At 61.7% G+C, this 24,253-nt stretch carries 22 protein-coding genes and 1 pseudogene; 11 read left to right on the top strand and 12 right to left on the bottom strand.

All coding sequences use genetic code 11. The features are described from left to right. The 6 genes from aroE to mpl all read right to left on the bottom strand — a co-directional run bounded on the left by aroE (position 1) and on the right by mpl (position 6,437). Positions 1 to 819: a shikimate dehydrogenase gene (aroE, locus tag AC1RRC_RS13650; RefSeq protein ID WP_493056026.1), complete on the bottom strand. Its 819-nt coding sequence runs from the start codon at positions 817 to 819 to the stop codon at positions 1 to 3. Continuing rightward, positions 819 to 1,703: a TonB family protein gene (locus AC1RRC_RS13655; RefSeq protein WP_493056027.1), complete on the bottom strand. Its 885-nt coding sequence runs from the start codon at positions 1,701 to 1,703 to the stop codon at positions 819 to 821. The genes aroE and AC1RRC_RS13655 overlap by 1 nt, the downstream gene beginning before the upstream one ends. A 116-nt stretch (positions 1,704 to 1,819) precedes the next feature. Beyond that, entirely contained in the window at positions 1,820 to 3,880 is a 2,061-nt protein-coding gene (locus AC1RRC_RS13660) for a ribonuclease catalytic domain-containing protein (RefSeq protein ID WP_493056028.1), read from the bottom strand. A 6-nt stretch (positions 3,881 to 3,886) separates the two neighbouring features. Then, on the bottom strand, positions 3,887 to 4,486 hold the full coding sequence (locus tag AC1RRC_RS13665; protein ID WP_493056029.1) for a chorismate--pyruvate lyase family protein: 600 nt from the start codon (positions 4,484 to 4,486) through the stop codon (positions 3,887 to 3,889). Further along, positions 4,483 to 5,061: a YqiA/YcfP family alpha/beta fold hydrolase gene (locus AC1RRC_RS13670; RefSeq protein WP_493056030.1), complete on the bottom strand. Its 579-nt coding sequence runs from the start codon at positions 5,059 to 5,061 to the stop codon at positions 4,483 to 4,485. The genes AC1RRC_RS13665 and AC1RRC_RS13670 overlap by 4 nt, the downstream gene beginning before the upstream one ends. After that, positions 5,058 to 6,437, bottom strand: a complete 1,380-nt coding sequence (gene mpl, locus AC1RRC_RS13675) for a UDP-N-acetylmuramate:L-alanyl-gamma-D-glutamyl-meso-diaminopimelate ligase (RefSeq protein ID WP_493056031.1) — start codon at positions 6,435 to 6,437, stop codon at positions 5,058 to 5,060. The genes AC1RRC_RS13670 and mpl overlap by 4 nt, the downstream gene beginning before the upstream one ends. Positions 6,438 to 6,524: 87 nt before the next feature. Between mpl and AC1RRC_RS13680 the strand changes: the two genes are divergently transcribed. The 7 genes and pseudogenes from AC1RRC_RS13680 to AC1RRC_RS13710 form a co-directional block, all read left to right on the top strand. Continuing rightward, positions 6,525 to 7,151 (top strand): hypothetical protein, encoded by a 627-nt coding sequence (locus tag AC1RRC_RS13680; protein WP_493056032.1) that lies wholly within the window; start codon positions 6,525 to 6,527, stop codon positions 7,149 to 7,151. Continuing rightward, complete coding sequence (locus AC1RRC_RS13685) at positions 7,151 to 7,699, top strand: TlpA family protein disulfide reductase (RefSeq protein WP_493056033.1); 549 nt, start codon at positions 7,151 to 7,153, stop codon at positions 7,697 to 7,699. Before AC1RRC_RS13680 ends, AC1RRC_RS13685 begins: the two co-directional genes overlap by 1 nt. Before the next feature lie 84 nt (positions 7,700 to 7,783). Further along, positions 7,784 to 8,221, top strand: coding sequence for a type II 3-dehydroquinate dehydratase (gene aroQ / locus AC1RRC_RS13690; protein WP_493056505.1), 438 nt, complete (start codon positions 7,784 to 7,786; stop codon positions 8,219 to 8,221). Between the two features lie 101 nt (positions 8,222 to 8,322). Further along, on the top strand, positions 8,323 to 8,790 hold the full coding sequence (gene accB / locus AC1RRC_RS13695) for an acetyl-CoA carboxylase biotin carboxyl carrier protein (RefSeq protein WP_493056034.1): 468 nt from the start codon (positions 8,323 to 8,325) through the stop codon (positions 8,788 to 8,790). Positions 8,791 to 8,899: 109 nt separating this feature from the next. Then, the gene (gene accC / locus AC1RRC_RS13700) at positions 8,900 to 10,258 is read left to right on the top strand and encodes an acetyl-CoA carboxylase biotin carboxylase subunit (protein ID WP_493056035.1); all 1,359 of its coding nucleotides are present in this window, start codon (positions 8,900 to 8,902) and stop codon (positions 10,256 to 10,258) included. Between the two features lie 19 nt (positions 10,259 to 10,277). Beyond that, positions 10,278 to 11,216: a 50S ribosomal protein L11 methyltransferase gene (gene prmA / locus AC1RRC_RS13705; protein ID WP_493056036.1), complete on the top strand. Its 939-nt coding sequence runs from the start codon at positions 10,278 to 10,280 to the stop codon at positions 11,214 to 11,216. A 16-nt stretch (positions 11,217 to 11,232) separates the two neighbouring features. Further along, positions 11,233 to 11,301, top strand: a pseudogene (locus AC1RRC_RS13710) (zinc-ribbon domain-containing protein); the annotation flags it as partial. On the opposite strand, the gene AC1RRC_RS13715 reads toward AC1RRC_RS13710, so the two are convergent. Beyond that, positions 11,293 to 11,520 (bottom strand): hypothetical protein, encoded by a 228-nt coding sequence (locus AC1RRC_RS13715; protein ID WP_493056519.1) that lies wholly within the window; start codon positions 11,518 to 11,520, stop codon positions 11,293 to 11,295. The pseudogene AC1RRC_RS13710 and the gene AC1RRC_RS13715 sit on opposite strands and share 9 nt — an antisense overlap. Here AC1RRC_RS13715 and AC1RRC_RS13720 point away from each other — a divergent pair. The 3 genes from AC1RRC_RS13720 to AC1RRC_RS13730 all read left to right on the top strand — a co-directional run bounded on the left by AC1RRC_RS13720 (position 11,509) and on the right by AC1RRC_RS13730 (position 15,107). Beyond that, positions 11,509 to 13,050 (top strand): DUF3426 domain-containing protein, encoded by a 1,542-nt coding sequence (locus AC1RRC_RS13720; RefSeq protein ID WP_493056506.1) that lies wholly within the window; start codon positions 11,509 to 11,511, stop codon positions 13,048 to 13,050. The two genes, AC1RRC_RS13715 and AC1RRC_RS13720, sit on opposite strands and share 12 nt — an antisense overlap. Before the next feature lie 6 nt (positions 13,051 to 13,056). Beyond that, a complete protein-coding gene (locus AC1RRC_RS13725) occupies positions 13,057 to 13,998 on the top strand; it encodes a carbohydrate kinase family protein (protein WP_493056037.1) in 942 nt (313 codons plus the stop codon). A gap of 140 nt (positions 13,999 to 14,138) precedes the next feature. Then, positions 14,139 to 15,107, top strand: a complete 969-nt coding sequence (locus AC1RRC_RS13730; protein WP_493056038.1) for an IS1595 family transposase — start codon at positions 14,139 to 14,141, stop codon at positions 15,105 to 15,107. A gap of 9 nt (positions 15,108 to 15,116) precedes the next feature. Here AC1RRC_RS13730 and AC1RRC_RS13735 read toward each other — a convergent pair whose 3' ends face one another. Beyond that, on the bottom strand, positions 15,117 to 15,635 hold the full coding sequence (locus tag AC1RRC_RS13735) for a YggT family protein (RefSeq protein WP_493056039.1): 519 nt from the start codon (positions 15,633 to 15,635) through the stop codon (positions 15,117 to 15,119). Positions 15,636 to 15,704: 69 nt separating this feature from the next. On the opposite strand from AC1RRC_RS13735, the gene AC1RRC_RS13740 reads away from it, so the two are divergent. Continuing rightward, positions 15,705 to 16,994 (top strand): hypothetical protein, encoded by a 1,290-nt coding sequence (locus tag AC1RRC_RS13740; protein WP_493056040.1) that lies wholly within the window; start codon positions 15,705 to 15,707, stop codon positions 16,992 to 16,994. 671 nt (positions 16,995 to 17,665) lie between these two features. On the opposite strand, the gene AC1RRC_RS13745 is transcribed toward AC1RRC_RS13740, so the two are convergent. From AC1RRC_RS13745 to AC1RRC_RS13760, 4 genes are all read right to left on the bottom strand, one after another. Further along, positions 17,666 to 18,772, bottom strand: a complete 1,107-nt coding sequence (locus AC1RRC_RS13745) for a ribonucleotide-diphosphate reductase subunit beta (protein WP_493056042.1) — start codon at positions 18,770 to 18,772, stop codon at positions 17,666 to 17,668. 141 nt (positions 18,773 to 18,913) lie between these two features. Beyond that, a complete protein-coding gene (locus AC1RRC_RS13750) occupies positions 18,914 to 21,787 on the bottom strand; it encodes a ribonucleoside-diphosphate reductase subunit alpha (RefSeq protein WP_493056043.1) in 2,874 nt (957 codons plus the stop codon). A gap of 271 nt (positions 21,788 to 22,058) precedes the next feature. Continuing rightward, a complete protein-coding gene (gene ampD / locus AC1RRC_RS13755) occupies positions 22,059 to 22,658 on the bottom strand; it encodes a 1,6-anhydro-N-acetylmuramyl-L-alanine amidase AmpD (protein ID WP_493056045.1) in 600 nt (199 codons plus the stop codon). After that, a complete protein-coding gene (locus AC1RRC_RS13760; RefSeq protein WP_493056047.1) occupies positions 22,655 to 24,247 on the bottom strand; it encodes a sigma-54-dependent transcriptional regulator in 1,593 nt (530 codons plus the stop codon). The genes ampD and AC1RRC_RS13760 overlap by 4 nt, the downstream gene beginning before the upstream one ends. Positions 24,248 to 24,253: the final 6 nt, after the last annotated feature.

Consider the following 24,253-nt stretch of genomic DNA (forward strand, 5'->3'; position numbering starts at 1 on the left):
TTACAGCTTCGCCCGCAACTGCGCCAGCACATCCGCCGTCCGCGGACGCACGCCACGCCACGCGGCAAATGCTTCGGCAGCCTGTTCCACCAGCATCCCGAGGCCATCGCGCACGATCGCACCGTGTTCTTGCGCGAACTGCATGAAGACCGTCGGCTCCTTACCGTACATCATGTCCAGCGCCAGGGTGCCGGAACCGAACACGGCGGGCGGGACGGGCGGCAAGTCCGACGACAGGCTGGCCGAAGTGGCGTTGATGACAATGTCGTAAGCGCCTTCGATTTCCGCGAAACCGCAGGCGGACAACGCCGCGCCGGCCGACAGCGCGGAAAATTGCGCCACCAGCGCCTGCGCCGTCGCCACCGTGCGGTTGGCAATCGTCAGGGCCGCCGGATGGTGTTCCAGCAGCGGCAGCACGACGCCGCGCGCCGCGCCGCCGGCGCCCAGCAACAGCACGCGCTTGCCCGTGACGGGCACGCCGGCATTGACGACGATGTCGTTGACCAAGCCGGCGCCATCGGTGTTATCGCCGACGATGCCCTGTTCCGTAAACAGCAGGGTGTTGACCGCCCCGGCCGCCTGCGCACGCATGGTCAGCGCGCCAGCCAGCTTGTGGGCTTCGAGTTTGAACGGCACCGTCACATTGGCGCCCTTGCCGCCCTCGGCAATGAACGCCTGCACCGCGCCGGCGAAACCGTCCAGCGGCGCCAGCCGCTTGTCGTAGGTCAGTTGCTGGCCGGTCTGCGCGGCATAGGCGGCATGGATTTCCGGCGACTTGCTGTGGGCAATGGGGTTCCCGAATACACAATACTTATCCATTACTGCACGGTCCCGCTGCTCAAGTTGGTTTCCATCTTGTCTTCCCTGGTGAATTTGAAGCGGGTGATGATCACCCACAGGTCATCCCGTTCGCTCGACAGCATATTCGGCGGGAACTTGCCGAACGGCGCCGCGCGGCGCACGATCGCCATGGCCGCCGCATCGAGGGCGTCATTGCCGGAACTTTTTTCAATACGGACGCCGCCGTCTTTTTCATAAATACTGCCATCCTGGAACACCGGGATATACACCACCAGTTCGCCATACAGCTTGCGGCCGTTTTTGGCAGGGAAGTTCAGCGTTCCCATTTCCTCGATGCGTTTTTGCATCGTCTTGTAGTAGCTGGCATACCCCACTTCCCGCGTCGATGGCGTGATGAAGGTTTTTTTGGGGCGCTTGTTCTGGTCTTCGATGACTTGCGTGATTTCCGCCGCGCGCCGCGCAATGGCCTTGCTGCTGTCCAGCAAATCCGCGCCGGTCGGCAGCGGATCGGGACGCTCGCGTTCCGTCATCGGCGCGGCCGAGAACGGCGACTTTTGCACCTGCGTCAGCAGGTTTTTCTGTACTTCTTCCAGCTCGGCGATACGGCGCCGCGTGGCTTTCACGCTGTCGCCCATCTCGTTCTTGCGCATGTCCGGCAGCGGCGATTTGGACCGTCCCGCATCGGCATTGCCGCCGCCATCGAGGTTGGCTTGCGCCAGCGCATCGGCCTTCAACGGCGCCTTGGCGTGCTTGGCGTTGACCAGGATGACTTCCAGTCCCGGATCGGCCGGCTCCACCTTGAAGTTTTTCGGCGACACGAAATGCACCGCCAACAGCAAGCCGTGCACCACCAGCGAAATGCCGGTGGCGAGGTACAGCAAGCGGTTTTGTTGAAAAGACATCACGCGGGAACCGTTACGAACTGATTCAAAGATTGCTGATTCTACGATAAAAGCCCATGCCCTCCGATGTCACACCCTGGGGTCTGACCCCGGGGTGTGACATCGCGGACTAAGCCTTATGGGGCCGGTGCTTCGCCCTGCTCCGCCACTTCTTCCTGCACGCCGGCAGCGGCGGCCGGATCGGCCGGTTCCACCGCGACGGCATCGTCGCCGGTTGCCGCCGCATCGGTGCCGGTTTCCTCTTCTTCCTCAAAGTCCAGTTCGCCTTCGGCGGCCGGCGCCACCACTTCCAGCAAACGCGCTTCCAGGTCGAGGTCGACTTCATCCCAGCGCAGCACATCGAGCCGGGCCTGCGCGCCGCGCGCCGCCGGCGGCATGCCCGGCAAGCGGATCACCAGTGGAATCTCGGTCAGGCGCAGCACTTCATCCTTCAACACCACCGCATCCACCTGTTTCGCATTTTCCTGGCCCAGCCAGCGCAGGCACCAGTAGCGTTCCATCGTGCTCTGGAAATCGTTGTAGGCCGCATAGGCGGCATCGAATGCCGACACGATCGCGAACAGGTTGGCGTCCTTGTGCTTGAACGGCGCAACGAATGGCGCGGCCACGCCTTTTTCCGCCACGGCCAGGATTTGCCACTGGTTCACCAGGTCCGTATAGCGGCGCAGCGGCGAGGTGCTCCACGCGTACTGGTCCACGCCCAGACCCTGGTGCGGCGCCGCCTGCGTCAGCATACGCACCTGCATCTTGGCGGCCCAGCCGCCCACGCCCTGGCCCTGGCTGCGGTAAATGCCCGGCACGCCATGGTCGTGCATGTACTTGCCCCACGTGCTGTTGGCAAAGATCATCAGCTCGGCCACGATCTTGTCGAGCGGCGCGCCACGCTTGCGGCGCGCGATCGTCACGACATCGTTTTCCACGTAGAAGTTGAAGTCCACGCGGTTGTTTTGCTCCGGTTTCAGGCCAAACGCTTCGCGTTTTTTCATGCGGCCCGCTTCCAGGTTCAGCGCCCACTGCCACAGCAAGCCCAGCTCCGCCTTGCGCGGATACTCGCCGGCGCCGCTGGCCAGGGTTTCTTCATTGACCAGGTCATCGAGGTCGTTATGGCGCAAGTTGTTCGCAATAGGAACCATTTCGGCGCGGGTTTCCGTCGCCAGCACCGACCAGTCGGCCGGGTCCAGGGTCGCATACAGCGACAACGCCGGGCACGTCTTGCCTTCGGCCAGGGTGAACGCTTCCACCACGGCATCGGGCAGCATCGTGATCTTGTCGCCCGGCATATACACGGTCGACATGCGGCCCCGCGCGATCTTGTCGATCGCATCGTCGGGACGGATGCCCAGGCCCGGCGCGGCAATGTGGATACCCACGCGCACCTTGCCATCGTCCAGGTGCACCACGGAGAAGGCATCGTCGATCTCGGTGGTGGTCACGTCATCGATCGAGAACGCTTCGACCGAGGCCAGCGGCAAGCCGGCCGGCGCGATTGGCACCGCCACGTCCGGGAAGCCGGCGCCTTTCGGGAAGTTCTCGAACAAGAACTTGTTCATGTGCAGGTCCTTGGGCGACGCCACGCCGCCCACCGCCAGCATCAGGCGCTGCGGGCTCTGGTGCATTTCGCTGCACGCCGCGTCGAGCGCCTTGAATTCAATGGTGTTCTTGTCCGGCTTGTACAGCAATTGCTGCACGATATTCTGCATCGACGCCGGCAAGGCGCCGGCCTTCAGCTCTTCCACGTACTGGGCCTGGATCACGGCTTGCTGTTTCTTTTTCTCGATCCCGGCCAGCGCGGCGCGCAGCGATTGCTCCGGCGCTTTCTTGTAGCGGCCACGGCCTTTCTTGTAGAAATAGATCGGGGCGTTATGCAGCGCCAGGATCAGGCCGGCGGCTTCGGCCGCGTACGGCGCATGGCCAAAGTATTCCGCGCCCAGTTCGGCAAAGCCGAACTCGTCTTCACCAGCCACTTCCCACAGGAATTCCAGGTCCACGTCAAGTGCAATGCCTTTCGCCTGTTCCATCAACTCGGCCGGCGCCGGCTTTTCATACTGCAGCAGGATATCCTTGGCTTTGACCTTGCTGCGCTTGCCGCTGGCCATTTCCACCTGATAGGCCTCGCCGGCGTGCGACAGGACTGTGCCGACTTTGAAGTCGCCGGATTCTTCGAAAAATACGTTCATTATGTTTTATGCAGCTTTCTTCAATTCGATCTTTACGCCGCCAGGCACGACCAAGTCCAGCACTTGCGGCAAAAATACTTCCGTCACCAGCAGCACACCGCGATGGCGCCGGTATAAACAGCGGCGCGCATACAGCATCTCGCCTTCGCCCAACACCACGCCGGCCGCCGCGCAGGCGCGCATGGCCAGCGGGTGCGTGGCGCGCAGGCGCGCATATTCGAGGTCGCCACGATGCACTTGCGGGTCGCCAAACAGGGTCGAGCCCAGCGACTTTTCCCCCAGCGCGCTGAACGCGGGCCAGTCGCTGGCCGTGGCCGTGGTCGGCACCACCGTGTGGCCAAACACCACCGGCACGCCATCGCAGCGCAGCAGCACTTCCCGTTCCACCACGCGGCTGGAACGGTGCAGGCCGACCGCATAAGCCTCATCGGCCAGGCACAGCGCCGGCTGCTGGTGCAGCTTTTGAACGCGGAATGCCGTGCTGTGCGCTTTCAGCTTGGCCGTCAGCGAGCCGCCGCCCGTCAGCCAGTGCCGCAGCGAACCGGGCGCGTTGACGGTATTCACATGGGCGCGCCAGTGCGCCATCCGCAGCGAACGTCCTTTCATTGGACTCCGTCCACGCGGCAAAAGCGCAGAACCTCGTCAACATAGCCGGCAAATTCACTGATCGCATGGTCGCTGCCGGCAATCACCTGCTGCCGCGCCCCCGCATAGTGCGCCACCATGTCGCGGTAATCCAGCACTTCATCGCCGGTGGCGGCGATCAGGTAATAGCGCTCGGGCCGGGTAATGCGCGCCACTTCCAGGGCGCGCAATTCCTCGATATAACCGGGCTTGAATTCGAACGGCTCATCCGAGTGGTATTGCGTGGTCACGCCGACATAGGGCGCCAGGTCCAGGCGCGGCACGATGGCGGGATTGAGTAACACGGCGCGGCAGCCGAGGCGCTCGGCCAGCCAGGTCGCATAATAGCCGCCCAGCGACGAACCGATCACCGTCAATTGACCGGCCGACACACCGTCCACCAGCGACAGCGCCAGCGCCATGGCCAGGCGCGGCGAGGCCGGCAACTGCGGACACAGGTAGTCATCGGCCCGGCCCAGTGCTGCCATGCGTTCCCCCACCAGCCGCGCCTTCATCGACGACGGCGACGAGCGGAAACCATGCAAATACAGGATCATTGCGCGAGCGCCTCCAGCAGCTTGCCGTGCACGCCGCCAAAGCCTCCGTTGCTCATGACGACAATATGGTCGCCCGGTTGCGCTTGCTTGACGATGGCTTGCACCATCGCATCGAGATCATCATACGCGCCAGCCTTGCCGCCCATGACCGCCAGGGTCTGGCCCAGGCTCCAGCCCAGCGCCTTTTCACTGCCGAAGCCGAACACCAGGTCCGCTTCCGCCAGGCTGCCCGGCAGCGCTTCTTTCATCGCGCCCAGTTTCATCGTATTGGAACGGGGTTCCAGCACCGCCAGGATACGCTCAGCCTTGCCCTGCGCACGCAGCTTCTGGCGCAGGCCGCCCACCGTGGTGGCGATCGCGGTCGGATGGTGCGCGAAATCGTCATACACCGTCACGCCATTGACCACGCCGCGCACTTCCATGCGGCGCTTGACGCTGACAAAGCGCGCCAGCGACTCGGCCGCCTGGGCAATCGGCACCCCCACGTGGCGGGCGGCGGCAATCGCCGCCAGCGCGTTCGCGCGGTTATGCCTGCCGGTCAGTTCCCAGCGCACGGTGCCCGCCTGTTCGCCCTTGAACAGCACATCGAAACTGCCATCGTCATGTTCCGTCAGCGCCCAGTCCGCGCCGGCGCTAGCGCCAAACGATTCGCGCTCGCTCCAGCAGCCACGTTGCATGACACGGCCCAGCGCCGCTTCGTCGGCATTGAATACGACCTTGCCGATGCCGGGCACGGTGCGCACCAGATGGTGGAATTGGGTTTCAATCGCGCCCAGATCGGGGAAGATGTCGGCGTGATCGTATTCCAGGTTATTCAGGATCGCGGTTTTCGCGTGGTAGTGCACGAATTTGCTGCGCTTGTCGAAGAACGCCGTGTCATATTCATCCGCTTCAATGACGAAGAAGTCGGAATCGGCGCCGTTGCCGGTCAATCTGGCGGAGATGCCGAAATTCATCGGTACCCCGCCAATCAGGAAGCCGGGCGCATAACCGGCATCTTCCAGGATCCACGCCAGCATGGCCGAAGTGGTGGTCTTGCCATGGGTACCGGCCACCGCCAGCACCCATTTATTGCGCAGGATGTGCTCCCCCATCCACTGCGGACCGGACACATACGGCAAGCCCCGGTTCATGATTTCTTCAATCAGCGGGTTGCCACGTGATACAACGTTGCCAATTACATACAAATCAGGATTCAACGCCACCTGTTCCGGCCCGAATCCCTGGATCAGTTCGATGCCCTGGGCTTCCAGCTGGGTGCTCATGGGGGGATACACGTTGGCGTCGCAACCAGTGACGCGGTGCCCCGCTTCTTTGGCCAGCACGGCCAGGCCGCCCATAAAGGTGCCGCAAATACCTAATATATGAATATGCATGTTGAGGGTGCGCAGAACGAAAAGCAAAACAAGTATGCGATTTTACCCGACCGGTGCCTAGTATCGGTTCAGAGTATCATCACGGTCATGATGCCTACTCCATTAGATGAAGTCCAACAGCTGCGTGCGGAAATCGCCGCCACCGCCGCCCGCATGGTGGCGCAGGATGGCGCCGACTATGGCACGGCACGGCGCAAGGCGGCGCGCCAGGTGCTGGGCGATGGCGATGGCCCCTCCAATGTCATGCCGGACAATCAACAAATTGAAGACGAAGTCCGGCAATACCATGCACTATTCCATGCCGACACCCACGATGCGCTGCAATTCCGCTTGCGCAGCGCGGCGCTGCAAGTGATGGAAATGCTGGCGCGCTTCAACCCGTTCCTGACCGGCTCGGTGCTCAACGGCAGCGCCGGACCGCATGACGACATTCATTTGCAATTGTTTGCCGACAGCGCCAAGGAAGTGGAAATCTTCCTGCTGAACCAGAATTTAAATATCGACATTTCCGAAGCGCCGCATTTCAAGGGCCCCCGTTTTGGCACGGTCGAACGGGTCAGCTTCCTGTGGCAAAAGGAAGGCGTGCACGCGGAACTGTATGAAATCGACGACTTGCGGGGCGCCGTGAAAACCCGGGGCGATGGCCGGCTGATGCGCGCCGACATCGCCGGCGTACGCGCCCTATTAATATCCCATACTCATCCAACCATATAATGTTGAAAAAGAATCACACGATTTACGCGGCCATCGCGCTGGCGTTTGCCGCCGCCGGCGCCTGGGTCAGCGTCCAGAAAACCCCGCCCCCGCCGGTGGCGCCAGCCACCGCCAACAGCGCGCCCGCCCAGCCGGCGGATGAATTGTTCCAGCAACAATTGAAGGATGCCAAAGGTGTCCAGCAAGCGCTGGCGCAATGGAAAGGCAAGGCGCTGATCGTGAATTTCTGGGCCCCGTGGTGTGGTCCCTGCGTCGAGGAAATGCCGGAATTATCAGCGCTGCAGGGGGAAATCCGCAGCAAGAACGTGCAGGTGATCGGCATCGGCATCGACAGTCCGTCGAACATCGCGGAGTTCGCGGAAAAGAACAAGATCGACTATCCGGTATACGTGGCGGGCCTGAGCGGTACGGAACTGTCGCGCAAGTTCGGCAATGCCCAGGGCGGGCTGCCATATACGGTATTGCTGGGAGCCGATGGCAAGGTCGTCAAGACCTATCTGGGCCGCTTGAAGTTCGGCGAGTTGCGTGCAGATCTTGCAAGGATGTGAGAACTTAGACAAGATATTTTTACTTGCCAAGGGTCGCTGTTGACGGCAAAATGCGGAACTTTTGTGGAAAACGGTGTCAAGCGCATGGCAATTAACATCCTGCTGATGAATGGCCCCAACCTGAATTTGCTGGGCACGCGCGAACCAGGCGTCTATGGTGCGAGTACCCTGGCGGATGTGGAACAGGCCGCACAGGCGCAAGCCGCAGCAGCGGGAGCCCAGCTTTCTTGCTTCCAAAGCAACCATGAAGGCGCATTGATCGACCGCATCCACGCTGCCCGATTGGAAGGCGTGGACATGATCGTGATCAATCCGGGTGGCCTGACCCATACCAGTGTGGCACTGCGCGATGCGCTCGCTGGTGTGGCAATACCGTTTATCGAAGTCCACATTTCGAATATTTATCAGCGCGAAGAATTTCGCCATCATTCTTTTCTCAGCGCGATCGCGCAAGGAACGATTTGCGGCCTGGGCGTGGACGGATATCGCCTGGCCATCGACTTTGCACTTAAAAAACGCTAATCTACGCTAATCTACGCGATCCGCGCGCTATTTAATCGCGGTGCACCCACAAGGCGTCGCTGCCCCATAATCACAAATCAGAACATTCCAGGGAGTCTCAGATGGATCTACGCAAGCTCAAGACATTGATCGACTTGGTCGCTGAATCGGATATCGCAGAACTCGAAGTGACCGAAGGCGAGAGCAAGGTACGCATCGTCAAATCCTCCGCCATGCCGCAAAATCAGGTCGTCATGATGCCGTCGCAAGGCATGGCGCCGCAATTTGCTGCTCCTGCCGCCCCCGCCGCCGCAGCGCCAGCCGCCGCGGCCGTCGCCGCAGCCGCGGAACCAACCGGCCACGTGGTGAAATCGCCGATGGTCGGCACCTTCTACCGCTCGTCGTCGCCCGGCGCGGCCGCGTTTGTGGAAGTAGGCCAGTCCGTCAAGGAAGGCGACACCCTGTGCATCATCGAAGCGATGAAACTGCTCAATGAAATCGATGCCGACAAAACCGGCACCATCACCCAGGTCCTGGTCGAGAACGGCCAACCGGTCGAGTACGGCCAACCCCTGTTTGTGATCGGCTAAGACGGCGACGCGAGCCGCGCGCAGCACTGCCTGCGCGGCGGCCCGTCCAGTCCGTTTCGCACGTCCCCTACATCCGGAGCTGCCGCTCCCCACAAACACAGAACCTGCCATGTTTGAAAAAATCCTCATTGCCAATCGCGGTGAAATTGCGCTCCGTATCCAGCGCGCCTGCCGTGAAATGGGCATCAAGACGGTGGTAGTCCACTCCGAAGCGGACAAGGACGCCAAATACGTGAAGCTGGCCGATGAATCGGTTTGCATTGGCCCGGCGCCTTCGCCGCAGAGTTACCTGAACATGCCTGCGATTATCAGCGCGGCGGAAGTGACGGATGCTGAAGCGATCCACCCGGGCTACGGCTTCCTGGCGGAAAACGCGAACTTCGCGGAACGCGTGGAGAAATCCGGCTTCGTGTTCATCGGCCCGCGTGCCGAATCGATCCGCATCATGGGCGACAAAGTGTCGGCCAAGCAAGCGATGATCAAGGCCGGCGTGCCATGCGTGCCAGGTTCCGAAGGCGCGTTGCCGGACGATCCCAAAATCATCGTGCAAAGCGCGCGCAAGATCGGCTATCCGGTCATCATCAAGGCGGCGGGCGGCGGCGGTGGCCGTGGCATGCGCGTGGTGCACACGGAAGCGGCGCTGATCAATGCGGTGCAAATGACCAAGGCGGAAGCTGGCGCGGCGTTTGGCAATCCGGAAGTCTACATGGAGAAATACCTGGAGAATCCGCGCCACATTGAAATCCAGATCCTGGCGGACGAGCATAAAAATGCCGTGTGGCTCGGCGAGCGCGACTGCTCGATGCAGCGACGCCACCAGAAAGTCATTGAAGAAGCGCCGGCGCCAGGCATCCCACGCAAGCTGATCGAGAAGATCGGCGACCGCTGCGCGGAAGCATGCCGCAAGATCGGCTACCGTGGCGCGGGCACGTTTGAATTCCTGTACGAAAACGGCGAGTTCTATTTCATTGAAATGAACACCCGCGTGCAGGTGGAACACCCGGTGACGGAAATGATCACCGGCATCGACATCGTGCAAGAGCAGATCCGCATCGCCGCCGGCGAAAAACTGCGTTTCCGCCAGCGCGACGTGATGCTGGCCGGCCACGCCGTCGAGTGCCGCATCAATGCGGAAGACCCGTTCAAGTTCACCCCGTCGCCAGGCCGCATCACGTCCTGGCATGCGCCGGGCGGTCCGGGCATCCGTGTGGACTCGCACTCGTATGCGGGCTACTATGTACCGCCGCACTACGATTCGATGATCGGCAAGGTGATTGCCTACGGCGCCACCCGCGAACAGGCGATCCGCCGCATGCAGATCGCGCTGTCGGAAATGGTGGTCGAAGGTATCCAGACCAACATTCCGCTGCACCGCGAACTGATGGTCGACGCCCGCTTCATCGAAGGCGGCACCAACATCCACTATCTGGAACAGAAGCTGGCGGCAATGCCAAAAGCTGGCAACTAAGTAATAAGGCAGGCAAGCAATGAACTACGTAGAAATCGTCATCGAGGTCGCACGCGACCACGCCGAAGCGCTGTCCGACGCGCTGATGGAAGCGGGCGCCCTGTCCGTTTCGGTTGAAGATGCCGATGAAGGCACGGCGGATGAAAAGCCGCTGTTCGGCGAACCGGGTATGGAACCGGAAGAAGCCGCGTGGGATCACTCGCGCGTGGTGGCGCTGACGGCGGAAGACGCCGACCAAGCTGCCATCGTCGCGGATGCCGCCGAAGGCATCGGCCTGGCCGACGTACCGAAATACACCTTGCGCGGTGTGGAAGAACAGGACTGGGTGCGCCTGACGCAATCGCAGTTCGACCCGATCCACATCGGCAAGAACATCTGGGTGGTGCCAAGCTGGCACGAAGCCCCGGACCAAAATGCGCTGATCCTGGAACTCGATCCAGGCCTGGCATTCGGCACCGGCAGCCACCCGACCACGCGCCTGTGCATGGAATGGCTGGAAGCCCATCCGGCGCCGGGCAAGGCCGTGCTGGATTACGGCTGCGGTTCCGGCATCCTGGCCATGGTGGCCAAAAAGCTGGGCGCCGGCGCTGTGGCCGGGGTCGATATCGACCCGCAGGCGATTGATTCGGCCCGCGACAATGCCGCACGCAACCAGGTCGCCGAGATTGAATATTTCCTGCCAAATGACTTCGCGCAGTCGGCGCACGCCGACGCGCGCTTCGACATCGTGGTGGCCAACATCCTGTCGAGCCCATTGAAATTGATGGCGCCGATGCTGTCCGGCCGCGTGGCGGACGGTGGCGCGTTGATCCTGTCCGGCGTGCTGGCGCGCCAGGCCGAGGAAGTCGCGGCGGCTTACGCGCCGTTCATCAAGCTCGGCGTCTGGGCCGAGCTTGATGGCTGGGTTGCGCTGCATGGTGTGTTGGGCAGCGACACCATCCCGCCAGCACGGGTTTAAGTCCGCTTCGTCGCCGATGGCGCTCGCCACCAAATGCCCCCATTGCAACACGACGTTCCGGGTCGCGCACGACCAGTTAAAGTTGCGCGGGGGCATAGTCCGCTGCGGCGCCTGTAATGAAGTCTTCGACGGCAATGCCGCGCTGGTTGAACCAGTGCCGCGCACGCCCGTCATTATTGATCTCCCCGAAGCCATTCACGATACGGCCCCGGTAACGGCGGGTGGCGTCGCCGCTGCACACGCCGGCCTGGCGCCGCTGGACGGCGCTGGTGATACCGGTACCGGCGATGACGTGGCACGTCATGTGGCTGCGGAGGCGGAGGCGGATGCCGAGGCGGCGGCGCTGGCCGAGGCCGCGATGGCGGCGCGGGATGCCTGGACTGCGCCGGAGGCGGGGGGCGAGCAGGAAGCCGGGCTGGCGCCGGTGGCTGACACCGCGCGGGAACCTGGCTCGGAAACTGCACGCGAACCTGCTCACGATCTTGCGGATCCCCCGCAGCCCGCACCGTCGCCGGCGCTGGCAGCGAACCTCGCACCTGAGCCTACGCATGACACCGCGCCGGATACCGCATCGGCGCGGGAAGCGGCGCCTTTGCCATCGGCCGCCGCGCCGGAGCCGGACCTCGACTTTGACCTGGACTTGAACGGCGACGAACCGCCCGCCACTGCCGCACCCGTGCCGCCGGCCGCAACACAATCGGGCCACGCTGCCGCCGATGCGGCGCCAATTCCGGATGACGCCTTCGATCTCGACTTCGATATCGACGGGGAACATGCCGCACCGGCGCCGGCTTCGCCTTGGGAGGCCACGGCAGCGCTGCCGCCGGATGCCCTGGCCGATGCTCCGGCCGATCCGCTGCACGATCCTCTAGCCGACCCCGCAACCGATCCGTCGGCCGGCCAGCACCGCTTTGACGGCCGCCGCGAACCCACGCTGGATATTCCGGACGACCACGTGGCGGCCGTCGCCCTGCACGACAGTTTTGAACTCGATGCCTATCCCCATGTGCACGACAGCGAGTTGCACAGCACCGATGAGCACGCCCATGCGGCCGATGCCGGCGTCTGGCGCAACCGGGATGAGGTACACCATCTGGGTGAGGCGCCGGCAGCGGACGACGCCGCCATGCCGCACAGCCTCGCCAACGATGGCCGCCCTGCGGCGGACACCCTGGCAGCAGCACCGGCGCCGCTGCCAGATGACGACGACGCGGACGACGATATCGTCACCTTGTCCTCCTCCGCCGCCGCGGCAACTGCGCTGGCGCCGGAGCCCAGCGCTCCCGCCACCCCGGTCTCTGCGCGCGAGCCGGACGAACCCGGTTTCGTCAAACGGTCGCGCCGCCAGGAACGCTGGGGCAAGGCTTCGCGCATCGCCATGGCGTGCGCGCTGCCGCTGCTGCTGGCCGGTCTTGCCTATCAGGCCGTGGCCACGTTCCGCAATCCGCTGGCGGCCGCCGTGCCGGCCCTGAAACCGGCACTGGTCTCGGCCTGCGCAGTGATGGGCTGCAAAGTGGAACTGCCCTCGCAGCTCGATGCGCTGTCGATCGAACAGGGCGAGTTGCAAACCATGGCGGACAATATCTTCAGTTTCTCAACGTCGCTGCGCAACCAGTCCGCCACGGCACAAAGCTGGCCGCACGTGGAACTGATTCTCAACGATGGCGCCGACAAACCCGTGCTGCGCCGTGTCTTTGCGCCGCGCGACTACCTGCCGGCCGGCGCCGATGCCACAACCGGCTTCCTGCCCCGTTCCGAGCAACCCGTTAAGCTATATTTCGAATTGTCCCGTGTGAAAGCATCGGGTTACCACATCGCGGTTTTTTACCCCTAATCCACTATGAACCAGACTTCCCTGATTTGCGGCTCGCTCGCGATTGACTACATCATGCAGCACGAAGGCCGCTTCGGCGACACCCTGCTGGCCGACCAGCTGCATAAAGTGAACGTGTCTTTCCTGGTGCCGACCATGCGCACCGAATACGGCGGCTGCGCCGGCAACATCGCCTATAACCTGAAAATGCTGGGCGGCGACGGCCGCATCGTCGGCGTGATGGGCCAGGACAGCGGCCCGTACCTGGCGCGCCTGCAAAAGCTGGGCATCTCGACCAACAATATCCTGGTCAAGGGTGACTCGTACACCGCGCAGTGCTTCGTCACGGCCGATATTGAAAACAACCAGATCAACGCGTTCCACCCGGGCGCCATGTCGTTCGCCCATGAAAACCCGGTCGCCAACGCCGGTCCCGCGCGCGTCGCCATCATTTCGCCGGACGGCCACCTGGGCATGCTGAAACACGCGGCCGACCTGGCGGAACTGAATATCCCGTTCCTGTTCGACCCGGGCCAGCAAATGCCGATGTTTAATGGCGAACAGTTGATCGACTTCATCAACAAAGCCACCTACGTCACCTGCAACGATTACGAAATCGAACTGTTGATGACGAAGACCGGGCTGTCGCTGCCGGAAATCGCATCGCGCCTGGAAGCGCTGATCGTCACGCGCGGTGAAAGCGGGTCGGAAATCTATACCGACGGCAAGCGCATCGATATTCCTGCCGTGGCGGCGGAAGCCGTGCTGGACCCAACCGGTTGCGGCGACGCGTACCGCGCCGGCCTGCTGTATGGCATCACGCACGACCTGGGCTGGGAAACCACCGGCCGCCTGGCAAGCCTGCTGGGCGCCATCAAGATCGCCCACAAAGGCGGCCAGAATCATGTGCTGACCAAAGACCAGCTGGCTGCCCGCTTTGAAGCGGCGTTTGGCTACAAGTACGAATAAGCGCTTGCGCAGAGGCGCGCAAACGAGAAGGGCAGCTTGAATAAAGCTGCCCTTTTTTATTGGCGCTGTCTGCAACAATCGTGGAACTTCTCCAACCGCCCCCGGTCCAAGGAATCGGATCCCGGGATTGGAGGCGCATCATGGAAATGCAAAGTTTCGGATTGCTGCTGGCGCAATTGCCGCAACTGACGGCACGCCAGTGTGCGCTGCTGCAGGCGCAACTGGGGCAAGGCGATGCCCGGCAACAGGTTGGGCGCTTGCTGGATGAGGCGGCGCAGCCGCAGCTGTGCTGTCCGCGCTGCCACGCCGGCCACTGGTACCGCCATGGCCGCGAAAGCGGCCTGCAGCGTTACCGCTGCCGCGCCTGCGGCAAGACGTTCAACTCCCTGACCGGCACCCCGCTGGCGCGCCTGCACCATAAGGAGCGCTGGCTGGCCTACCTCGACAGCATGCTGGCCTCGCACACGGTGCGTCAGGCGGCGGCGCGCCTTGGCGTGCACCGCAACACCAGCTTCCGCTGGCGCCACCGCTTCCTGGCGCTGCCCCGGACCGACCGCGCGCCGCTGCTGCATGGCATTGCCGAGGCCGATGAAATGTTCTTGCTGGAATCGCAGAAGGGATCGCGCCACCTGTCCCGGCCGGCGCGCCGCCGGGGCGGCAAGGCGCACTGGTGTGGCATTTCACATGAGCAGGTGTGCATCCTGGTGGCGCGCGACCGCAATGGCCGCACGCGGGACTACGTCACCGGGCGCGGCCCGCTGACCACCACCAGCCTGCACCAGTGCCTGTTGCCCGCGCTGGACCCCGACATCCTGCTGGTCACGGACGCCAACGCCGCGTATCGCGCCTTTGCCCGCGAGGCCGGCATCAGCCATGAAGCGGTCAACCTGCGCGCCGGGGTGCGCACCCGTGGCGCGCTGCATGTGCAAAACGTCAATGCTTACCACAGCCGCTTCCGCAACTGGCTGCATCGCTTTCATGGCGTCGCCACGCGCTACCTGCCGAATTACCTGGGATGGCGTTGCGTGCTTGATGCGCGTCGTATCGACACGCCCGAAGGCATGCTTAAAGCAGCGATCGGGCACTTTCCACGGTTCGTGGTGACATAGCCTTTTTATTTACCAGCGGCCGGTAAACAGCATGCCCAGCACTTGCTGCGCTATTTGCAGCAGGATCAGCGCCACCAGCAACGACAAGTCCAGGTTGCCCACCAGCGGCACCACGCGGCGGATCGGACGCAGCAGCGGCTCGTTCAGGGCCCGGATGAATGGCGCCAGCGGCGCGTGCGGATTGACCCAACTGAAGATCGCTTCAATCACCAGCAGCGCCATGAAGCCATACAGGATCCATTCCAGGAAGCGCTGCAGGGCCATCAGCAGCACCGTCTGCACCGACACCCCCGCGATAAACATGACGGACGTGGCCAGGAAGACGATCAGGAAGGCGCCGATCAGGCTGGCCCAGTCAAAGCCGCCGACACCCGGAACAATCCGGCGCAGCGGCCGTACCAGCCAATCCGATAATTGAAAAGTGAATTGCGCCACGGACGATGGCGGACGGACACGAATAGCTTGCATCCAGAAACGCAGTAACAGCACCGCCCCCAGCAAACCGGCGATGGTGTTAACAATCAGCATGACGATACTCAGCACAAAGTCCCTCCGATAAATAAAAAAGCCGCCGTGCGATTCTCTCACACAGCGGCCTTGGCCCATAGGGGAATCAAGTTCCCCTGGTTAAATCAGGATGGGCGGGTGCTGGTCGGGAATGGCCATGCGGCCGCCGGGGTCAACACGGTTTTTGCGGCAGGCGCCGGAGCGGCGACGGCAGCGGCTTTAGCTTCTTCTTTAGGCGCTTCGGCTTTTGGAGCGGCGGCGGCCTTGGGAGCGGCTTTTTTAGGTGCAGCTTTTTTAGGAGCTGGTTTTGCAGCGACAGGTTTGGCAGCGGCTGGTGCTGGTGCGGCGGCCGGTGCTGCAGCCGGTTTAGCCGCGGCTTTTTTTGCTGCTGGTTTCGCTACTGCTTTCTTGGCAGCTGGTTTAGCGGCTGGTTTCGCTGCTGGTTTAGCGGCAGCTTTGGCGGCGGGTTTCGCAGCAGCTGGTTTCGCGGCGGCTGGTTTAGCGGCAGCTTTCTTGGCAGCTGGCTTGGCGGCTGGTTTCGCAGCGGCTTTTTTGGCAGCTGGTTTAGCGGCCGGCTTTGCAGCGGCTTTCTTCGCGGCTGGTTTGGCAGCTGGTTTGGCAGCGGCTTTTTTCGCTGCTGGTTTAGCGGCGGCTTTCTTCGCTGCAGGTTTAGCGGCTGGTTTGGCGGCGGCTTTCTTGGCAGCTGGTTTGGCTGCCGGTTTGGCAGCAGCTTTTTTGGCGGCTGGTTTGGCTGCTGGTTTAGCGGCGGCTTTCTTGGCAGCTGGTTTCGCTGCTGGTTTAGCGGCGGCTTTCTTGGCTGCCGGCTTGGCTGCTGGCTTGGCTGCCACTTTTGCGGCGGCTTTCTTTACAGCGGGTTTGGCCGCTGGTTTAGCGGCTGCGGCCTTCTTCGCTGCTGGCTTGGCTGCCGGTTTGGCGGCGGCGGCTTTCTTCACTGCTGGCTTGGCTGCTGGTTTGGCGGCGGCCTTCTTCGCTGCCGGCTTCGCTGCTGGTTTAGCAGCGGCTTTGGCGGCTGGTTTCGCTGCCGGTTTAGCGGCGGCGGCTTTCTTTGCTACTGGTTTGGTTGCGGTTGCTGCTTTCTTTGCAGCTGGAGCAGCTTTGTCCGCTGCCGGTTTTTTTGCTTTTGCTGTAGCCATTTTGGTCTCTCCTTCATCTAGAGATGAGAATTACGCACAAGATTTAAACCCGTCCGGCAAAGGGCCGGGCGAATTATTCATCGGCACAAACGATACGTTTGCGCTAATGAATTCGGCATCAGCTGAACTGCTGCAACTCCTCACGTTTGCAGCGCTTCAGCCCTCGAGGCCGCCATGCGCGATCGGCTTGCGGCGGCCTGCTAAATCTTGTTCTTCGATTGCGTGAAATACGGGCGGGTTCTCAGCTCCTGGATTTCACTTCATTCGACTTCACGGTTTACCTGTTTTATTTTTCAAAGAAAAAACCGCCCGGGCCCGATTCTATTCAGGCGAGGCGGCCAGGTAAAAACGTCGTGGTCTTGTGCATACTTGTGCGTGCTCTGTATCCCATTTTGTTGATCGTTTTGCGGGTACATCTGGTTCAAAAAACCTTCAGTGATAATTCACGCAAATTCAAGTTCGTAAAGTACACGAAAACCTTATTAATGCGCAACCTGCACGATACGATTTCGCATGCTTTTTTTAGGTATAAGCGCTGTAGCGCACGATAGCAAGGTAAAACAGCATCTGAATTAGAAAAAAGAAGAAGCGCCTCATCGCGTTAGAAGTACCGCATGCGCCTGCTGATACTGTGTTGAATGGATCGCCACCACATCCACCTGCAACCAGAAACACCTTATGGAATAAGGCGCGCTTCAAAACAAGCAAATGCGCGGCGCGGTCCGCGCCAAAGAAAACCTGCGTGCATTCACATGTGTAATGCGAAGTACGAGTACATTGCGGTCCACGCACCGCGTCTGTTGCGCAAGCGCTGCATGCACGCAAAAGAAAAAGGCCCGATGATCGCTCATCGGGCCTTGCTTGCCGCGCCGGCATACGCCGGCGTGCGTTGGATGATTAGTCCCAGTTCAGCGCGCCGCCAGTCTGGTATTCGGTCACACGGGTCTCGAAGAAGTTACGCTCTTTCTTCAAGTCGATCATCTCGCTCATCCAAGGGAATGGATTTTCCGGCTGGTCGAACAGCGTCTCCAGGCCGATCTGGGTGGCGCGGCGATTGGCAATAAAGCGCAGGTAGCCTTTGAACATGGCGGCATTCAGGCCCAGCACGCCGCGAGGCATGGTGTCTTCCGCGTAGCGGTATTCCAGTTCCACCGCTTCCAGGAACAGCGCCTTGATTTCTTCCTTGAAGGCGGCGGTCCACAGCAGCGGGTTTTCCATCTTGATCGTGTTGATCAGGTCGATGCCGAAGTTGCAGTGCATGGACTCGTCGCGCAGGATGTACTGGTACTGTTCGGCGGCGCCGGTCATCTTGTTCTGGCGGCCCAGCGCCAGGATCTGGGTGAAGCCGACGTAGAAGAACAGGCCTTCCATCAGGCAGGCGAACACGATCAGGGACTTCAGCAGCTTCTGGTCGTTTTCAATGGTGCCGGTGGTGAAGGCCGGATCGGTCAGCGTGTTGATGAACGGGATCAGGAATTCATCCTTGTCGCGGATCGATTTGACTTCGTGGTAGGCGTTAAAGATTTCCTTTTCGTCCAGACCCAGCGACTCCACGATGTACTGGTAGGCGTGGGTGTGGATCGCTTCCTCGAAGGCCTGGCGCAGCAGGTACTGGCGGCATTCCGGCGCCGTGATGTGGCGGTAGGTGCCCAGCACGATGTTGTTGGCGGCCAGCGAGTCAGCCGTCACGAAGAAGCCCAGGTTGCGCTTCACCAGGCGGCGCTCGTCTTCCGACAGGCCGTTCGGGTTCTTCCACAGTTCGATGTCGCGCTGCATGTTCACTTCCTGCGGCATCCAGTGGTTGGCGCAGCCGGCCAGGTATTTGTCCCAGGCCCATTTGTACTTGAACGGCACCAGCTGGTTGACATCGGTCTTGCCGTTGATGATGCGCTTGTCGTCGGCGTTGACGCGCAGCGCGATCTGCTCGGCGTTGGCTTCGGCGGTCGGGCCGGCGGCGGGTTGTGGTTGCGCGGCTGGCGCGGCTTCGTCATCCCAGGACAGCATGATTTCGTTTCCTTGTGCTGATAGGTGGATGCCTGGCCTAAAGGCCCGGCACCCGGCTTATCGATTTAGACAGAAGACCGCGCCCTTGGGCGCGGTCTGATTAATTCAATACTGGCAATAAATTAGCAACTTCGCGCCAGCTTATTGGCAGGCTTCGCATTCCTCGAAGCCGTCGTCGCCAGGGCGCAGGTAGCAGGCGGCGCCGTCGGCCACGTCACCGGTGCTGGCCGGCACGGCCGGGGCGGCAGCGGCGGCCACGCTGGTGTCCACTGCCACGGCGTTCAGCGCGCCGGTCTTGGAAGTGGATTTCTCCATGTGCGAGGCGGCGATGGTACGCAGGTAGTACGTGGTTTTCAGGCCACGCAGCCAGGCCAGCTTGTAGGTCTCGTCCAGTTTCTTGCCTGATGCGCCGGCCATGTAAATGTTCAGCGATTGCGCCTGGTCGATCCACTTCTGGCGGCGCGATGCGGCTTCCACCAGCCAGGTTGGCGACACTTCGAACGCGGTGGCGTAGATGTCGCGCAGGTCTTGCGGCACGCGGTCGATCTTGGTCAGCGAGCCGTCGAAGTATTTCAGGTCGGCGATCATCACTTCGTCCCACAGGTCGCGCGCCTTCAGGTCGCGCACCAGGTAGGAGTTGATCTCGGTAAATTCACCGGACAGGTTCGACTTCACATACAGGTTCTGGAAGGTCGGTTCGATACAGGCCGACACGCCGATAATGTTGGAAATCGTCGCGGTCGGGGCAATCGCCACGCAGTTCGAGTTACGCATGCCGAACTGCTTGATACGGTTGCGCACCACCGACCAGTCCATCGATTCGGACTGATCCTGCTCCAGGTAGCCGCCGCGCTCTTCGGCCAGCAGCTTGATCGAATCCTGCGGCAGGATGCCACGGTCCCACAGCGAACCCTTGTACGATGCGTACTGGCCACGCTCTTCGGCCAGCTCGGTCGACGACAGGTAGGCGTAGTAGCACACCGCTTCCATCGACGTATCGGCGAACTGCACCGCTTCGTTCGACGAGAACGGCACGCGCATCATGTGCAGGCAGTCCTGGAAGCCCATGATGCCCATGCCGACCGGACGGTGGCGCATATTGGCGTTGCGGGCTTTTTCGACAGCGTAATAGTTGATGTCGATCACGTTATCGAGCATGCGCATCGCGGTGCGGATGGTTTTTTGCAGTTTCACGTGGTCCAGCTTGCCCTCTTTCATGTGGGCAGGCAGGTTGACGGAACCCAGGTTGCAGACGGCGATTTCGTCCGGACCGGTGTTCAGCGTGATTTCCGTGCACAGGTTCGAGCTGTGGACCACGCCCACGTGCGACTGTGGCGAACGGATGTTGCATGGGTCTTTGAACGTGATCCATGGGTGGCCGGTTTCAAACAGCATCGACAGCATCTTGCGCCACAGGTCCAGCGCCTCGATTTTCTTGAAGACGCGGATTTCGCCGGCGGCGGCACGCGCCTCGTAGCCGGTATACGCTTCTTCGAAAGCCTTGCCGACCTTGTCGTGCAGGTCCGGCGTTTCGGACGGCGAGAACAGCGTCCATGCGCCTTTCTCCATCACGCGCTTCATGAACAGGTCGGGAATCCAGTTCGCGGTGTTCATGTCATGGGTACGGCGGCGGTCGTCGCCGGTGTTTTTACGCAGGTCCAGGAACTCTTCAATGTCCATGTGCCAGGTTTCCAGGTAGGCGCAGACCGCGCCCTTGCGCTTGCCGCCCTGGTTGACCGCCACGGCGGTGTCGTTGACCACTTTCAGGAACGGCACCACGCCCTGCGATTTGCCGTTGGTGCCCTTGATGTGGGCGCCCAGTGCGCGCACCGGGGTCCAGTCGTTGCCCAGGCCGCCGGCAAACTTGGCCAGCAGTGCGTTTTCCTTGATGGCGTCGTAGATGCCTTCCAGGTCGTCCGACACGGTGGTCAGGTAGCACGACGACAGTTGCGAACGCAGGGTGCCCGAGTTGAACAAGGTCGGGGTCGACGACATGAAGTCGAAGGTCGACAGCAGGTTGTAGAACTCGATGGCGCGCGCTTCGCGGTTGGCTTCATTCAGCGCCAGGCCCATTGCGACACGCATGTAAAACGCTTGCGGCATTTCAATACGGATATCGCGTACGTGCAGGAAGTAGCGGTCGTACAGGGTTTGCAGGCCGATGTAGCCGAACTGCAGGTCGCGGTCGGCCACCAGGGCCTTGGCCAGCTTGGCCAGGTCGAATTCCGCCAGTTTCACATCCAGCAGTTCCGCTTCGATGCCCTTGGCGATGTATTTCGGGAAGTAGTCGATGTACTCGGCAGCGGCTTTGGCTTGCGGGACTTCCTTGCCGAACACTTCCTTGCGGATGGTGTGCAGCAGGATGCGGGCCGTCACTTGCGAGTAGGCCGGGTCTTTTTCCATCAGCGCGCGGGCAGCCAGGATGGCGGACTTGTGCAGTTCTTCGACCGGCACGCCGTCGTACAGGTTTTTGACGGTCTCGCCCAGGATGGCGTCGGCATCGACGTGCTTTTCCAGGCCCGAGCAGGCGGCGTTGATCAGGTCGCGCACTTCCTGCATCACCAGCGGACGGCGCTCGCCGTTTTCCGTCACGTGCAGTTGTGGCTCGTCAATGGCGGTGGCGCCAGCGGCTTCTTTCTTCAGACGGCGTTCTTCCATGTGCTTGGCGCGGTACAGCACGTAGGCGCGGGCCACGTCATGCTGGCCGGAACGCATCAGCGCCAGCTCCACCTGGTCTTGCACGTCTTCGATATGGAACGTGCCGCCCGATGGCTGGCGGCGCACCAGGGCAGTCACCACGTTGCTGGTCAACTCTTCGACGATTTCACGCACGCTGGCCGATGCCGCACTCTGGCCGCCCTGGACCGCCAGGAAAGCCTTAGTCACGGCGACGGCGATTTTCGAGGGCTCGAAGGCCACCACGGCGCCATTGCGCCGAATGATGCGGTAATCGCCCAGGGCGCCTGCCGGCGCTGCCGGCTGAACGGAAATGTCAGAAGAGTGGATTGATTGCATTGAAGCTCCTGAATAAAACTGCATGGCCGCTGATCGCGTGTTTCTAACGGACAAGATGAAGCGGCCAGACTAAAGTTTCAGCTGGCGGAGCGTCATCTTGTGGGTATTTTCTGTCGATGCTCTAAAGCCAGCTTTAAGTAATCGACAATTCTTTGCACTAAATCTAGTGCGATGCACAACTTATGGCACTAATTGTAGTGACGGCGCCCGGGCGCGGCAAGCGCTATATTTCTGCCGATTGCCGATTTTTCTGTTGACATTTGGGGACGCCCTAAACCGCAGGCGTTACCCGGTGAGCAAGCACTAACGCAGCATTTCCCGTTGCCTGTTGTTTCAGCAAGGCATCGATCCGGGACCAATCAAAGCACGGTCCGGGGTCCGTCTTGCGGTCCGGCGCCACGTGCTCATGGCCGGTAATCCAACGCAACGGGTAGCGATTCTGCAATGCCTGGGCCAGTTGCGCCAGCACTTCATACTGGACTGACGTAAACGCAACATTGTCAGTTCCCTCCATCTCGACACCGATGGAAAAGTCATTGCAATTGGCGCGTCCCTGGAATTGCGAGAGTCCCGCATGCCAGGCACGGTCGTTGCAAGAAACATATTGCACCAGCCGCCCGTCGCGCCGCACAAAGAAGTGCGCCGACACTGCCACGCCGCGCAAGTCCGCCAGCGACGGGTCAGCATTATAGTCTACCCGGCCGGTAAACAGGTCCGACACGTGGGGGCCGCCAAACCGGCCGGCGGGCAGGCTGATGTTATGCACCACCAGTAAATCAATCGCGGCGTCCGCCGGGCGCGCATTGTAATGGGGCGAGTCGTAGCGGAACGCGCCGCCGCACCAGCCATCCGCATCAACGAAGTACGTCACGAATCCGGTTCCTGGATATTCAATTTCTGCATCTGGTAACGCAATTGGCGGAAACTGATGCCCAGCAGGCTGGCCGCCTGCGTGCGGTTATATTGGGTCTGCGCCAGCGCGCGCTGGATGATTTCCCGCTCCACCATCGCCAGATATTCCGGCAAGTTGCTGGGCAATATGTCGAGCACCGGCAATGGCGGCATATTCGGCGCCATGGCTGGAATCGCGGTGGTGCCATTAATGGCATTATTGACATCAATAGCATTGGCACTATTAATAAGATGCGGCTTATTATTAGCACTATTAATGGCATGGCCCGCCTCATAAGCCGAGCTAATAGCGGCGGCCGCCGCTTCCGGCGCTTTGGCCCATGCCGGCGATGCCGTGTCTTCCAATTCCACCGGCGGTGGCACATAACCGGGTGGAGCATCGGCCAGGCGCGCGCCTTTTAATGCCAGGTCACGCACTTCAATCACGCCATCGTTGGCAAAGGCCAGCGCCCGCTCCAGGATATTTTCCAATTCCCGCACATTGCCGGGGAAGGAATAAGCCCGCAAGGATTCCAGCACGCCGGTCCCCAGCCGCACTTTTTGCTCAAACGTGCCGAGCCGTTCCAATATCGCGTCGGTCAACACCGGTAAATCATCGAGCCGGTCGCGCAGCGGCGGCAGCGCCAGTTCAATCACATTCAGGCGATAAAACAAGTCTTGCCGGAAATGCCCCTCGTCCACCAGCTTTTCCAGGTTTTTATGGGTGGCGCTGATAATGCGCACATCGACCGGTTCTTCCACCGTGGCGCCAATCTTGCGCACGCGCCGCTCCTGGATCGCGCGCAACAGCTTGACTTGCATCGCCAATGGCAAATCCGCCACTTCGTCCAGCATCAGGGTGCCGCCATTGGCCGCCTGGAAAAAGCCGTCCCGCTCATCGCTGGCGCCGGTGAAGGCGCCTTTGCGGTAACCAAAAAATTCCGCTTCCATCAACGCTTCGGGGATCGCGCCGCAATTCACGGCAATGAACGGCTTGCCGGAACGCGCGCCCAGCGCATGCACTTCGCGCGCCGCCAATTCCTTGCCGCTGCCGGATTCCCCCGTGATGGCAATCGGCGCCATCGAGCGGGCCAGCCGCGCAATCTGCGCGCGCAGCGCCTGGATCACGGCCGACTCGCCGCGCAAGCGGCTCGGCGCGGCCGGCGCCGCCTGTGTTTCCGACGGCGGCGCATTCAGGCGCAGCGCCGACTGCACCATCAGCCGCAACTGGTCCAGCGCCACCGGCTTGCTGATGTAGTCAAACGCGCCCGCCTTCAGCGCCACCACGGCATTGTCGGTGCTGCCATAGGCCGTCACCACGGCAATCGGCGTATTGCGGAATGCCGCCGACACCTCGCGCACCAGTTCCAGGCCCAGCCCGTCCGGCAGCCGCATGTCGGTCAGCACCAGCGCGAATTCATGCTGCGCCAGCAGCGCCCTGGCCTGCGCCAGGTTTTCCGCGCTGTCCACGTCCAGGCCCATTTTCAGCAGTGTAATTTCCAGCAGCTCACGCAGGTCGGCCTCGTCATCGACGACCAGGACGCGGGGAGAACTGCGGGAAGTATTCATGGCGGG

The organism is Pseudoduganella sp. GW821-FHT12E03 (genome assembly GCF_058807115.1).